The sequence below is a fragment of the Variovorax sp. UMC13 genome, assembly GCF_014170375.1.
In the GTDB taxonomy this organism is placed as follows: domain Bacteria; phylum Pseudomonadota; class Gammaproteobacteria; order Burkholderiales; family Burkholderiaceae_C; genus Variovorax.
The window spans coordinates 135,173-147,659 of sequence record NZ_LZZW01000016.1; the positions used below are offsets into that span (position 1 = coordinate 135,173).

The 12,487-nt window shown below is 68.4% G+C and carries 13 protein-coding genes; 7 read left to right on the plus strand and 6 right to left on the minus strand.

All coding sequences use genetic code 11. The features are described 5' to 3' along the window. Positions 1–7 precede the first annotated feature (7 nt). From A9977_RS13820 to A9977_RS13840, 5 genes are all read right to left on the minus strand, one after another. On the minus strand, positions 8–1,717 hold the full coding sequence (locus A9977_RS13820) for an ABC transporter ATP-binding protein (RefSeq protein ID WP_183025417.1): 1,710 nt from the start codon (positions 1,715–1,717) through the stop codon (positions 8–10). Continuing rightward, a complete protein-coding gene (locus A9977_RS13825; RefSeq protein ID WP_183025418.1) occupies positions 1,714–2,550 on the minus strand; it encodes an ABC transporter permease in 837 nt (278 codons plus the stop codon). The genes A9977_RS13820 and A9977_RS13825 overlap by 4 nt, the downstream gene beginning before the upstream one ends. Further along, the gene (locus tag A9977_RS13830) at positions 2,547–3,533 is read right to left on the minus strand and encodes an ABC transporter permease (RefSeq protein WP_220811769.1); all 987 of its coding nucleotides are present in this window, start codon (positions 3,531–3,533) and stop codon (positions 2,547–2,549) included. Before A9977_RS13830 ends, A9977_RS13825 begins: the two co-directional genes overlap by 4 nt. Further along, the gene (locus tag A9977_RS13835; RefSeq protein WP_183025419.1) at positions 3,530–5,119 is read right to left on the minus strand and encodes an ABC transporter substrate-binding protein; all 1,590 of its coding nucleotides are present in this window, start codon (positions 5,117–5,119) and stop codon (positions 3,530–3,532) included. The genes A9977_RS13830 and A9977_RS13835 overlap by 4 nt, the downstream gene beginning before the upstream one ends. A gap of 181 nt (positions 5,120–5,300) precedes the next feature. Continuing rightward, positions 5,301–6,248 (minus strand): LysR family transcriptional regulator, encoded by a 948-nt coding sequence (locus A9977_RS13840; protein WP_183025420.1) that lies wholly within the window; start codon positions 6,246–6,248, stop codon positions 5,301–5,303. A 254-nt stretch (positions 6,249–6,502) separates the two neighbouring features. Between A9977_RS13840 and A9977_RS13845 the strand changes: the two genes are divergently transcribed. From A9977_RS13845 to A9977_RS13860, 4 genes are all read left to right on the plus strand, one after another. Then, on the plus strand, positions 6,503–7,465 hold the full coding sequence (locus A9977_RS13845; protein ID WP_183025421.1) for a nitronate monooxygenase family protein: 963 nt from the start codon (positions 6,503–6,505) through the stop codon (positions 7,463–7,465). Between the two features lie 10 nt (positions 7,466–7,475). Then, complete coding sequence (locus tag A9977_RS13850) at positions 7,476–7,865, plus strand: tautomerase family protein (protein WP_183025422.1); 390 nt, start codon at positions 7,476–7,478, stop codon at positions 7,863–7,865. A 101-nt stretch (positions 7,866–7,966) separates the two neighbouring features. Further along, positions 7,967–8,209 (plus strand): DUF485 domain-containing protein, encoded by a 243-nt coding sequence (locus A9977_RS13855; protein WP_183025423.1) that lies wholly within the window; start codon positions 7,967–7,969, stop codon positions 8,207–8,209. Further along, complete coding sequence (locus A9977_RS13860; RefSeq protein ID WP_183025424.1) at positions 8,206–9,789, plus strand: sodium:solute symporter family transporter; 1,584 nt, start codon at positions 8,206–8,208, stop codon at positions 9,787–9,789. The genes A9977_RS13855 and A9977_RS13860 overlap by 4 nt, the downstream gene beginning before the upstream one ends. Positions 9,790–9,895: 106 nt before the next feature. Here A9977_RS13860 and A9977_RS13865 read toward each other — a convergent pair whose 3' ends face one another. Beyond that, positions 9,896–10,804, minus strand: a complete 909-nt coding sequence (locus A9977_RS13865) for a LysR family transcriptional regulator (protein WP_183025425.1) — start codon at positions 10,802–10,804, stop codon at positions 9,896–9,898. A 250-nt stretch (positions 10,805–11,054) separates the two neighbouring features. Here A9977_RS13865 and A9977_RS13870 point away from each other — a divergent pair, with 250 nt between their 5' ends. Genes A9977_RS13870 through A9977_RS13880 form a run of 3 tightly spaced genes read left to right on the plus strand, consistent with a single transcriptional unit; the run spans position 11,055 to position 12,334 of the window. Then, positions 11,055–11,828, plus strand: coding sequence for an SDR family oxidoreductase (locus A9977_RS13870; RefSeq protein WP_183025426.1), 774 nt, complete (start codon positions 11,055–11,057; stop codon positions 11,826–11,828). A 24-nt stretch (positions 11,829–11,852) separates the two neighbouring features. Then, positions 11,853–12,038: a hypothetical protein gene (locus A9977_RS13875; protein ID WP_183025427.1), complete on the plus strand. Its 186-nt coding sequence runs from the start codon at positions 11,853–11,855 to the stop codon at positions 12,036–12,038. Next, positions 12,035–12,334: a hypothetical protein gene (locus A9977_RS13880; protein ID WP_183025428.1), complete on the plus strand. Its 300-nt coding sequence runs from the start codon at positions 12,035–12,037 to the stop codon at positions 12,332–12,334. Before A9977_RS13875 ends, A9977_RS13880 begins: the two co-directional genes overlap by 4 nt. Positions 12,335–12,487: the final 153 nt, after the last annotated feature.

The window sequence follows — 12,487 nt, forward strand, 5'->3', positions numbered from 1 at the left end:
CTTTCCTTCAGACGGTGGATGCGTCGGGGATCCGGAGGGACGACGCGGAAGTGCTGGCCGGCGGGCGCGCAAGGTCGTGCGCAGGCGCGTGCGCGCGCTCGCCGGGGATGGCCGCCAGCAGGGCCCGGGTGTAGTCCGACCGCGGTGCGCGCAACAGCGCGGCCGTGGCGGCCTCTTCGACGATGCGGCCGTGCTGCATGACGGCGATGCGGTCGGCCACCTGGGCGGCCACGCGCAGGTCGTGGGTGATGAACAGCATGGCCAGCCCGAGTTCGCGCTGCAGCTCGTCGAGCAGTTGCAGCACCTGGGCCTGCACCGAGACGTCCAGCGCCGAGACGGGCTCGTCGGCGACCAGCAGGCGCGGGCGCATCATGAGCGCGCGCGCCAGACCGATGCGTTGCCGCTGTCCGCCGGAGAAGGCATGCGGACGCCGGTCGGCCACGGAAGGCTCCAGGCCCACGCGCACCAGCAGGTCCGCCATGCGGGCCTCGGCCTCCGCGCGCGGGACGCCCTGCAGCAGCACCGGCTCGGTCAGGATGCGGCGGATGGTGTGGCGCGGGTTGAGCGAAGACTGCGGGTCCTGGAACACCATCTGCACCGCGGGGCGCCATCGGGGCGTGAACAGGTCGCGGGCCTTGTGGATGGGCTCCCCTTCCAGGGCGAAGCTGCCGGCATTCCGGTCCAGCAGGCCGACGATGATCTGCCCCAGCGTGGACTTGCCGGAACCGCTCTCCCCGACCAGTGCTACGGTCTCGCCCGCGCGCAGGTTCAGGTCGACACCGTGCAATGCATGCGTGATCTTGCGTTGCCGGCTCAGGACATGGCGCCGGCCCGCATAGTGCTTCTCGATGCCGTCCAGGGCCAGGACCACCGGACGGCCCGGCGCGGGCGCGGGTCGGTCGGCCTGCAGTTTGGGAACCGCGGCCAGCAGGCGCCGCGTGTAGTCGTGCCGCGGCTGGCCCAGCAGCGCGGCGGCGGGCCCCTGCTCGACGATGCGGCCGTGCTGCATGACCGCGACGCGGTCGGCGATGTCCCGCACCACGCCGAAGTCGTGCGTGATGAACAGCACGCTGAGCCCACGTTGCGCACGCAGGTCCAGGATCAGCTTCAGGATCTCGGCCTGCGTCGTCACGTCCAGCGCGGTGGTGGGCTCGTCGGCGATCAGCAGTTCCGGCCCGCAGGCCACCGCGATGGCGATGGCCACGCGCTGCCGCTGGCCGCCGGACAGCTCGTGCGGATAGCGCCTGGCCAGGGTCCGCGGCTCGGGCAGCTGCATGGCCGCCAGCAGTTCGGCGATCTGGTCCGGCGCGGCCGGCAGCCCGTGCGCCGCCAGGGCCTCGGCGATCTGGCGGCCCACCGTCAGCAGCGGATTGAGCGCTGTCATGGGCTCCTGGAAGACGTAGCCGATGCGCGCGCCGCGCAGGCGGCGCAGCGCGGGCTCGCGCATGGCGAGCACGTCCTGCCCGTCGAAGTGAAGGCTGCCGCGCGCGACGCGCAGGGTGTCGCCGGGCAGCAGTCCGGCGATGGCCGATGCGAGCACCGATTTGCCGGAGCCGCTCTCGCCGACGATGCACAGCACTTCGCCGCGCGCGATGGTCAGCGATGCGGCTTCCACGGCCAGGGCCCGGTCGGCATCGGCCGGCAGCGCGATGTCCAGGTCATGGATCTGCACCAGGGGCGCGTTCACGCGCTCGATCGGCGGCGGCTGCCGGGTCATGCGTGCCCCCGGGCCGACTTCGGATGCAGCCAGCGTTCCAGGCCATCGCCGATCAGGTTGAAGGCCAGCACGGTGAAGAAGATGGCCAGGCCGGGCAAGGTGGACAGCCACCAGTTCACCTGGAAGGACGTGCGCCCGGAGCCCAGCAGGAAGCCCCAGGAGATGAAATCGCGGCTGCCCAGGCCGAGGAAGCTGATCGCGGACTCGATCATGATGGCGCCCGCCAGCATCAGCGAGGCCTGCACCATGACCTGCGGCAGCACGTTGGGCAGCACATGCAGGAGCGCGATGCGCGCCGGCGACAGGCCGCTGACGCGCGCGGCACGCACCCAGTCCAGCGCGCGCAGCGTCAGCACCTCGGCCCGCACCACGCGCACGATCGGCGGCCATGCGATCAACGCGATGGAGAAGACGATGTGCGCGGGCGTCGCGGACAGGATGGCGACGATGATGATGGTCAGCAGCAGGCCGGGAATCGACTGGAAGAATTCGGTGGCGAGCATGATCGAAGCGTCCACGCGCCCGCCCAGGTAGCCCGCCGCCAGGCCCAGCAGCACGCCCACGCCGATCGCGATGGCGACCACGCTGAAGGCCACCGCCAGCGTGGCGCGCGAGCCATGCACCAGCCCGGCCGCCAGGTCGCGGCCCAGCATGTCGGTGCCCGCGGGGAAGCCCGGCGACAGCGGCGGAAGGTTGGGCTGCGCAACCATGCGCCAGGGGTTGCCGGGGTACAGCCAGTCCGCGAACACCACGCAACACAGGAGCAGCGCGAGCACCGCGAAGCCGAACAGCACCAGCGGCCGCCGCAGGGGGTGTCGTGAATGCCGGCTCATGTCGCGCTGGCCCGGTCGATGCGCGGGTCGATGGCCTGGTAGAGCATGTCCGCCAGCAGGTTGACGACGATGACGCCGAAGGACGTGAGGATGAACACGGCCAGCAGCACGTTGTAGTCGCGTGTCATCAAAGCCTCGAAGGCGAAGCGCCCGATGCCCGGCCACGCGAACACGGTTTCCACCAGCACCGAGCCGCCGACCAGCTGGGCCGCCTGCAATGCGACCACGGTGAGGATGGGCAGCAAGGCGTTGCGAAACAGGTGGTCGCGCCAGATCAGGCCCGGCGACAGCCCCTTGGCCCGGGCGGTTCGGATGAAGTCGGCCCCGGCCACCTGCAGCAAGGCGGCCCGGCTGACCCGCGCAAGGATGGACATGTAGTAGAGCCCCAGGGTCAGCACGGGCAGCACCATGTGCTTGAGCAGGTCTGCAAGGGCAGTCCATTCGCCCTGCGCCTCGGCGCTGGCATCCAGCATCCCATAGGAGGGGAGCCACCCCAGGCGCACCGCGAAGACGATGATGAACATGAGCCCGACCCAGAACATGGGCATGGCGAAGAAGGTGACGGACACGGCCGTGATGGCGCCGTCGAGCAGCGAGCCGGGCCTTCGGGCCGCCAGGGCCCCCAGGGCGATGCCCGCCACGATCGAGAAGACGAGCGCGGAGGTCGTGAGCAGCAGGGTCGAGGGCAGGCGCTCCAGCACCATGTCGGCGACGGGCCGCTTCTCGCGATAGGACACGCCGAAGTCCAGGCGCAGCACCGCCTTCAGGTAGCGGCTCAGTTGCACGTCCAGCCCCTGGTCCAGGCCCAGGTCGCGGCGTATCTCCGCCACGAAGGCGGCATCCGCCGAGCCGGAGTCGCCGGCCAGCATCTGCGCCGGATCGCCAGGCGCCAGCCGGATCAGCAGGAAGCTGACGACGATCACGGCCAACAGGGTCAGGGCCGCCTTGCCCAGCCGTGCCGCCACGGCCGCCATGGCGTTCATTTGCCGAGCTCGACCGTCGCGAAGTTGTCGTCGGTGCCCAGGGCCGAGGTGATCAGGTTCTTGACCTTGCTGCGGTAGAGCGTGGGAAACACGATGTCGTGCGTCCAGACCATGGGCACTTCACGGGAGACGATCTGCTGCACCTTGGAATAGATCTGCCGGCGCTTGGCCTCGTCCCGCTCGTGCGCGCCCTTCTCCAGCAACGCGTCCACTTCGGCATTGGAGTAGCCGTTGACGTTGCCGCCCGTCGAGCCGGTGTCGTTGCCCTTGAGGGTCTTGTAGGTGAAGGTCGGCGTGATGTCCGGGTCCGGTGTGGTGTAGACGAAGTTCTGCGCGATGTCGTAGTCGAAGCTGACCAGCCGCTTGTACCAGCCCGCCACGTCGGTGGACACGATGTTGACCTTGATGCCCACGGCCCCGAGGGCCTCGCGCAGGTACTCCGCCTGGCGCGACCACAGCTCGCCGTAGGGTAAGGGCACCAGACGCAGTTCGAAGCGCACGCCGTTGGCGCCGACCGGATAGCCCGCCTCGTCCAGCAGCCTGGCGGCCAGCTTGGGATCGAACCGGTATTGGGTCTCCACGCTGGCATCCTTGTAGGGCGACAGGCGCGACAGCGGCCCGTTGATCGGCTTGCCGAAGCCCGAGAAGATCGTGTTGATGATGAAGTCCCGGTCGATCGCGTGCACGATCGCCTGCCGCACCTTGAGATTGGAGAGTTGCGGAATGCGGTTGTTCAGGTGCACATAGCCGACGGGCTGCAGGTACTCCCAGCCGTCCTCGCGCAGGCTCACGCCGGGCAGCGCGGCCAGGCGCTTGATGTCGAAGTTCTCCACGTCGCCCGCGCGCAGCACGTCCACCTTGCCCGTCTCGAAGGCGATGGCGCGCGAGTTCGCGTCGGGGATGATCTGGAACAGCACGGCATCCAGGTGCGGCTTGCCCTTGTCCCAGTAGTTCTCGTTGCGCACCAGGCGGATGAAGCTGCCCTTCTTCCACTCGGCGAACTTGAAGGGCCCGGTGCCGACGAACTCGGCGTTGGCGGGCGCATTGCGGAAATCCGTGACGCCCACGTACTTGTGGGCGGGCAGGATCGGCAGGTTGAAGGTGCGGATGTAGGCCGGCGACGGCGCCTTGAGCACGACCGTGACCGTCAGGCTGTCGGGCGTCTCGATGCGCGCGATCTCTTCGCGCAGGTGGCGGGAGTTGGCATACATCGCCGGCAGGAAGTCGCCGATGCTGAAGGCCACGTCCTTGGAGGTGAAGGGCTTGCCGTCGTGCCAGACCACGTTGGGGCGCAGCTTGAAGGTGTAGGTCAGCCCGTCCGGTGAAATGCTCCAGCTTTGCGCCAGGCGCGGGACCGGTGCGACGTCCTTCTGCGTGTAGCCCAGCAGGGAGTCGTAGATCTTGCTGCCGACGAAGGTCGCGGGTCCCAGGCGATTGACACCGGGATTGATGGAGATCGGCTCGGGCTGGACGATGAGGTTCAGGGTGCCGCCCTGCTGGGCATGCACGGCACCTGCGAGCGAGGCGACCGTCAGGAGAAGAATGGGGAGGAAACGTCCTGGCCGGCGCTGTTGCTGAAAAGACATGGGGTCGCGAGAGAGGGATGGCGAAAGGTCGATCGTCGGGATCTCCCGGCGATGGAGCAAGAAAGAAAACCGCATGTCGATATGCGGTCCTTGTCGAGTCCACGGCCATCGCCAGCCATGCGGACGGCTCGGCCATCGCCCGGCCCCCGCCGGACCGTTGCGCCGCCCACCGCGAGGCGCTTCAGGACTGCAGGAGCGCGCCCGCCGCCAGGCCCATGGCCGCGTCCCGCCCGGCCACCGGATAGGGCGATGCGGCAAAACCCGATGCCGATGCGAAACACTTCCCGAAGGCCTTCATCGCGCTCGTCTCGTAGGCTTCCCGGCGCTGGATGAAGACCGTCGGCGCGCGGGCGATGCTCACATCAACCTGGTGCACGAACAGGTCGGACGCGGAGGGGCTGCGGTCGACCACCTGCTGCGGCAGCAGCGTGATGCCCACGTCGGCCGCGACGCAGCCCAGGATGCCATCCAGCGAACCGAACTCCAGGCGCCTGAACGCCGGCTTGCCCAGCTGCACGAGCAGCTGCTCGAGCTTTTGCCGGTAGGAGCAGCCCGTGCGGAACATCAGGGCCGCGATCGGGCCCCGGTCGTTGCGCAGCGCCGCGAGGTCCGGCCAGCGGCGCGAAGTCACCAGCACCAGCTCTTCCTCGAACGCACGCTCCACCCGCAGCGAGGGATGGTCGATGGGGCCGGCGACGAACGCCCCGTCGATCTCTCCGTCCAGGACCTTCTCGACCAGCTCGGCCGTCGGCCCCGACCGCACAACCAGCTCGACCGCCGGGCACAGCGCGCTGAAACGCGCCAGCACGGGCGGCAGGCGCACCGCCACGGTCGTTTCCATGGTGCCGATGGTCAGCGTGCCGTTGGCCTCGCCATCGTCACGGGCCATGGCCGTCGCTTCCTGCAGCAGGGCCGCGGCACGCGCGGCGTAGGGCAGCAGGCGCACCCCGGCGCTGGTCAGCACGACGCCCCGGCTGTGCCGCTCGAACAGGCGCACGCCCACCTCTTCCTCCAGGGCGCGGATCCGGTTGGTCACGTTGGACTGCACCGTGTGCAGTTCCTTCGCCGCGCGCGTGATCCCCTCGCAGCGCGCCACGGCGGCAAAGGTCGTCAGGTCAGCCACTTCCATTCAATTCCCCTTCACGATGGTCATTGAACACATCCATCTGAAAAATCGATGATGCACGATGCATGCCGACCCTGCCTGCTAGGGATTTCCCTCTCGGGCGCATCGTGGCACGGCCATGGTGCACGCCGACGCCTGCGCAGCACCGCTTTCACCCATCCATTCTGAGCATGGTTTGAATCTTAATAAATCGTTTCTCACGATGGCGTCTACTCCCTAGCATCCGGCCGAGTTCAACCACCTGCGGAGACGCCTCCATGCTCGACACCCGGTTCACACGACGCTTCGGCCTCAACCACCCCATCGCCCTCGCCCCCATGGACCCCGCCTCCGGCGGACGGCTCGCGGCCGCGGTGTCCAACGCGGGCGCGCTGGGCTTGCTCGGCGGCGGCTACGGCAGCCACGACACGCTGCAACGCGAGTTCGACCTGGCCGGGGACGCCGCCATCGGCTGCGGCTTCATCACCTGGTCCATGGGCCACGACGTGTCGCTGCTGGACAAGGCCCTCGAGCGCCGCCCCAAGGCCTTGATGCTCTCCTTCTCCGACCCCGAGCCGTATGCCCGCAAGGTCACCGATGCGGGCGTGCCGCTGATCTGCCAGGTGCAGACGCTCGCGCATGTGCAGCGCGCCATTGACTGCGGCGCATCGGTGATCGTCGCGCAGGGAACGGAAGCCGGCGGCCACGGCTTCGACCGCCAGACCACCATGACCTTCACACCCGAAACGGCCGACTACCTGGCGGGCAAGTCGCCCGACACCCTGCTGCTGAGCGCCGGCGGCATCGCCGACGGCCGCGGCCTGGCGGCGGCGCTCATGCTGGGGGCCGACGGCGTGCTGATCGGCACGCGCTTCTGGGCCACGCAGGAAGCGCTGATCCACCCGAAGGCCAAGCAGCTCGTGGTCGGCGCGAAGGGCGGCCAGACCGTGCGCACCTCGGTCTACGACATCGCGCGCGGACGCGACTGGCCGGCGGAGTACACCGGCCGCCTCATGGTCAACGACTTCATCCGCCAATGGCATGGCCAGGAAGAGGCCCTGAAGGCCGTGCGCGATGAAGAGAAAGTCCGCGTCGAGAGCGCCTACGACGCGGGCGACTGCGACTGTGCGAATGTCACGGTGGGCCAGGCCATCGGTTTGATCGCCGACATCCCGCCCGCGGCGCTGGTCGTGCAAGGCATCGCCGAGCAGGCCGCACGCCTGCTGCGCACCCGCGGCTGAGGAACAAGCCATGCCCCTGCTGAACTTCCACATCGGTGAAGGACGCGACGCCGCCGCCGTCCGTGCGCTGCTCGATGCCGCGCACCGCGCCATGGTCGAGGCCTTCGACGTTCCATCCACCGACCGCTACCAGACCGTCACGCGGCATCGCGCGGGCGAACTGGTGCTCGACGACACCGGGCTCGGCATGTCGCGCACGCCCGATGCGGTGCTGGTCACCGTGGTCACGCGCCCGCGGCCCGAGGCGGCGAAGCTGCGCTTCTATGCGCTGCTCAGCCGCCATCTGTGGGAGCAGTGCGGCCTCGCGCCCGGCGACCTGGTGGTCTCGGTGGTGGAGAACGCCGACGCGGACTGGTCGTTCGGCAAGGGCCGCGCCCAGTTCCTGACCGGCGAGCTCTGAGCCGGGTCCGACACCCAACGCTCTTCCGTCCAGCGGCGCTGCACCAGCGCCGCGTGGGCCGGCCTGCGCCTGTTTTTTTTCTTCATTCCCAAGAGGTTTACATGCATCGAGTTCAACCCCACGAGGGCGACAACGTCGCCCTGGGCCTGGCGCTCACGGCGCTGCAGGTCCTGTCGTACTTCTCCTTCGTTGCCGCCTGCTGCTTCGCCCCGGCCTTCATCACGGGCCGGCGCTTCTCGAGCGGCATCCCCGTGTCCTTCTCGCTAGGCCTGGGCGTGATCGCGCTGGGCGTGGTGCTGACCATCGTCTACGTCGCCGTCACAAACCGGGAGGGCGCGCGATGAAAACCCTGGCCCTTGCGTTCGCCATGCTCCTGGCATGCAGCCACGCCGCGGCGCAGGGGAGCGGCGCGCCCGCCCCCAGTGCCATCGCGCTGTCCCTGTTTGCCCTGGTCATCGGCAGCACCCTGTTCATCACCTGGTGGGCGGCCAGGCGCACCTCCTCGACCAGCGACTTCTATGCCGCGGGCGGCAACATCTCCGGCTTCCAGAACGGCCTGGCGATCACCGGAGATGCGCTCTCGGCCGGCGCGTTCCTGGGCCTGTCGGCGCTGGTCTTCAGCAGCGGCTTCGATGGCCTGTTCTATGCCATCGGCTACACCACCGGCCTGCCGGTCGTGGTCTTCCTGATGGCGGGCAAGCTGCGCAAGATGGGGAAGTACACCTTCACGGACGTGGTCTGCTCCCGGCTCGGCGGCAACGGCATCCGCATCTTCTCCGCCTGCGCCTCCCTGACCATCGTGGCGTTCTACCTGGTGGCCCAGATGGTCGGGGCCGGCCAGCTGGTGCAACTGCTGTTCGGCATCGACTACAGCATCGCCATCATGCTGGTCGGCGTGTTGATGATCCTGTACGTGGCCTTCGGCGGCATGCTGGCCACGACCTGGGTGCAGATCGTGAAGGCGGTCCTGATGCTGTGCGTGGGCTGCGTGATCTCGGTCCTGGTGCTGGCCCGCTTCGACTTCAGCTTCGCGGCTTTGCTGTCGAGCGCCGTCGAGGTCCATCCGCGGGGCGGCGCCATCCTCGGCACCGCCACGATGGCGAGAGACCCGTGGTCGGCGTTCTCGCTCGGCCTGGCCGTCATGTTCGGGACCGCCGGCCTGCCGCATGTGCTGATGCGCTTCTTCACCGTGCCGGACGCCAGGGCCGCGCGCAGCTCGGTGCTGTGGGCGACGGTGTTCATGAACGGCTTCTACGCCCTGCTCTTCATCATCGGCTTCGGCGCCCTGGCACTGGTCCGCTCGGACAAGACCTACCTGGACGCCAGCGGTGCATTGATCGGCGGCGGCAACACCGCGGCGCTGCACCTGTCGCGCCTGCTGGGCGGCGACGCGATGTTCGGCGTGGTGGCAGCGGTGGCCTTCGCCACCATCCTCGCGGTGGTCGCGGGCCTGACCCTGTCCGGCGCCTCGGCCGTGAGCCACGACATCTACGGCGCCATCTTCAAGAAGCGCGTCGCGTCGGAGCAGGAGGAGTTCCGGATCATCCGGATCGCCACGGTGGCGCTCGGCCTGCTCGCGGTGGCGCTGGGCATCGCGTTCAAGGGGCAGAACGTGGCCTACATGATCAGCCTGGCCTTCTCCATCGCCTGTTCCTCGACCTTCCCGGTGCTGCTGCTGGCCATCTACTGGCAGAAGCTCACGGCCTTCGGTGCGGTGCTGGGCGGCAGCGCGGGCATCGTCGGCTCGCTCGTCCTCACCGTGCTGGGGCCGTCGGTCTGGGTCAAGGTGCTCGGCCATGCGGCGCCTGTCGTGACGCTCGACCCGCCGGCCCTCGTGACGGTTCCGCTGGCCTTTCTATGCTGCTTCGTCGGCAGCCATCTGAGCGCGCCCTGGGGGGCGAAGCAGTGGGGGGTGATTCGATAGCGGTGCTGTCGCTTCGCTCACGCCACCCCAAGCAAGGCCCGGTTGCGGGCCTTGAGCGTCTCAACCCTCAGCTTCGTCGGCTTGACGCTCAAGCGCATCGCAGGCATCAGCGTTCGAGGTGCGGTCGAATCAGGTCCCCGAACCATTCGACGAACAACGCCAGCCGGTTCGATCGCTGGCGCCGGTGCGGGTACAGCAGGGACACCGGCATCGGCGCCGGACGGAAGGCTGGCATCACCTCGACCAGTTCGCCACTGTCCAGCAGGTACTGGACGTCGAAGCGCGGGATCTGGATCAGGCCGCCCCCTGCGCGGCAGCACGCGATATAGCTTTCGGCGTTGTTGACGATCACGCGGCTGGCAACCCTGCTCGTCTGCTCCTGCCCACCCTCCGACAGGTACTCCCAAGGCAGTTCCCGGCCCGTTGTCGGTGACGCATAGCCCACCGCCCAGTGACCGGATGCCAGGTCCTCGGGCTTCTCCGGCACGCCGTGCTCGTGCAGGTAGCTCGGGGCGGCGCAGTTGATCAAGGCGATGTGCCCCAGCGGACGCACCGCCAGGCTGCTGTCGTGCAGCGTGCCGATCCGCACCGCGCAATCCACGCCCTCCTGCACCAGGTCGATGGACCGGTCGGTCGACCCGAGCGTGAGCAGCAGCCTGGGATGGCGCCGCAGCAACCCGGGCAGCGCGGGCGCGATCAGGCGGCGCGCAATGCGGCTGGGGACGTCCACGGTGAGGCGCCCGCTGACCTTGTGCTGGCTGGCCCGGAACAGCCCACCGATGTCTTCGGCATCGGCCAGCAACTGGCGCACGCGCTCCAGCAGCTGCGACCCATCGCTGGTCAGGTGAACCCGCCGTGTCGTGCGATGCAGCAGGCGGGTGCCGGCCTGCGACTCCAGTTGCTGCACGGCCGCGGAGACCGAGGCACGGGGCAAGGCCAGCGTGTGCGCCGCCTTGATGAAACTGCCCATCTCGGCCACCTGGACGAAGACGCGGTACTGGTCGAGCTTGTCCATATCCTTGTGCTGTCCTTCTGCTCTTCGTTCGACGGTGTTGTCCCTGATTCCGGCGGGCGACAGTGTAGGGGCGCCCATGGCCCGGGCAACTGCCGGTGCCCAGGGGAATGGCCGGAACGCAGCGGCGGTTCATCGGCGGGTCGATGCGATTGGCGCGATTTTCTGGACAATCTATCCAGCTTCTCCGGGCTGATCCGCCGCTGCGTTGCTGCCTAGACTGAAGGCTGCTCAATCCATCGAAGGAGATCCCATGGCGGACCATGCCATCCAAGGCAAAGTCGTGCTCATCGCAGGCGGCGCCAAGAACCTGGGCGGACTGATCGCCCGCGACCTGGCCCGGCACGGCGCCAGGGCTGTGGCGATTCACTACAACAGCACCAGCAGCCAGGCGGATGCCGACGCCACCGTTGCCGCGGTGAAGGCCGCGGGCGCGCAGGCGGTCGCCCTCCAGGCCGACCTGGGCACGGCCGGCGCGGTCGAAAAGCTTTTTGCCGACGCCATCGCCGCGGTGGGCCGGCCGGACATCGCCATCAACACCGTCGGCAAGGTGCTCAAGAAGCCGCTGGCCGAGATCAGCGAGGCGGAGTACGACGAGATGACGGCGGTGAACTCGAAGGCGGCCTTCTTCTTCCTCAAGGAAGCGGGCCAGCACGTCAACGACAACGGCAAGGTCTGCACGCTGGTGACCTCGCTGCTCGGCGCCTTCACGCCCTTCTATGCCGCCTATGCCGGCACCAAGGCGCCCGTCGAACACTACACCCGGGCGGCTGCCAAGGAGTTCGGCGCCCGCGGGATCTCGGTCACGGCCGTGGGGCCGGGTCCGATGGACACGCCCTTCTTCTATCCGGCCGAAGGCCCGGAGGCGGTGGCGTATCACAAGACCGCAGCCGCGCTCTCGCCCTTCAGCAAGACCGGCCTGACCGACATCGAAGACGTGGTTCCGTTCATCCGCCACCTGGTCAGCGACGGCTGGTGGATCACCGGCCAGACCATCCTGATCAATGGCGGCTACACCACCAAGTGAGTACGCCGGGCGCCTGATTCACACGTGATCGAAGTTTTCAGCACCGGCCTGGCGATGTGGTCCTGGCGATTCGAGGCGGACGACGCGACGCCTCTCGCACAGAGCACCCTCGCGTTCGACAGCGAGGAGGTCGCCCGGCTCGACGCGATGGAAGTTCTGGGGCAGATGGCGAGTGCCGACATCGACATGGCGTCGGTTCGCGGTGCATGACTTACACCGTTGCCTTGATCGATTTCCCGGACCTGCCGAGCGCCGAGCGAAGGAACGCCGAGCAACGCTACGGCCTGACCCTCGAAGCGGAACTGGGAGGCGCCGCGCAGGTCCGGCCCACATTCACCGCGTACATGCGCCTGGCACAGGCGCCCGAGGACGAGCCCACACCGATGCAGGCGAAGTCGGCGGTGCAGTACCTGATGGCGCAGCACCGGGCCGAGATCGCGGGATTCTCGGGACTGCGGCCGCCTCCTCAGGCACGGTTCATCCTGCGGCTCGATGGATGCGTTTGAACGCCTGGGTTCGACGGCCCATGCCGTACCCAGGCGCTGGGGTCAAAACAAACCAGCCACTGGCCTTCGCCCCACCTCCCGCAATTGGATGTTTGCGGGGCCGGCTGTCGAATTTCGCGATCTCCGACCCTGGCGAATCCGCGCAAAAAATTG

Coding starts and splice junctions, on each gene's coding strand:
- A9977_RS13870 (WP_183025426.1), top strand. CDS start 11,055: ATGGCGGACCATGCCATCCAAGGCAAAGTCGTGCTCATCGCAGGCGGC.
- A9977_RS13840 (WP_183025420.1), bottom strand. CDS start 6,248: ATGGAAGTGGCTGACCTGACGACCTTTGCCGCCGTGGCGCGCTGCGAG.
- A9977_RS13850 (WP_183025422.1), top strand. CDS start 7,476: ATGCCCCTGCTGAACTTCCACATCGGTGAAGGACGCGACGCCGCCGCC.
- A9977_RS13820 (WP_183025417.1), bottom strand. CDS start 1,717: ATGACCCGGCAGCCGCCGCCGATCGAGCGCGTGAACGCGCCCCTGGTG.
- A9977_RS13860 (WP_183025424.1), top strand. CDS start 8,206: ATGAAAACCCTGGCCCTTGCGTTCGCCATGCTCCTGGCATGCAGCCAC.
- A9977_RS13825 (WP_183025418.1), bottom strand. CDS start 2,550: ATGAGCCGGCATTCACGACACCCCCTGCGGCGGCCGCTGGTGCTGTTC.
- A9977_RS13830 (WP_220811769.1), bottom strand. CDS start 3,533: ATGAACGCCATGGCGGCCGTGGCGGCACGGCTGGGCAAGGCGGCCCTG.
- A9977_RS13835 (WP_183025419.1), bottom strand. CDS start 5,119: ATGTCTTTTCAGCAACAGCGCCGGCCAGGACGTTTCCTCCCCATTCTT.
- A9977_RS13845 (WP_183025421.1), top strand. CDS start 6,503: ATGCTCGACACCCGGTTCACACGACGCTTCGGCCTCAACCACCCCATC.
- A9977_RS13880 (WP_183025428.1), top strand. CDS start 12,035: ATGACTTACACCGTTGCCTTGATCGATTTCCCGGACCTGCCGAGCGCC.
- A9977_RS13865 (WP_183025425.1), bottom strand. CDS start 10,804: ATGGACAAGCTCGACCAGTACCGCGTCTTCGTCCAGGTGGCCGAGATG.
- A9977_RS13855 (WP_183025423.1), top strand. CDS start 7,967: ATGCATCGAGTTCAACCCCACGAGGGCGACAACGTCGCCCTGGGCCTG.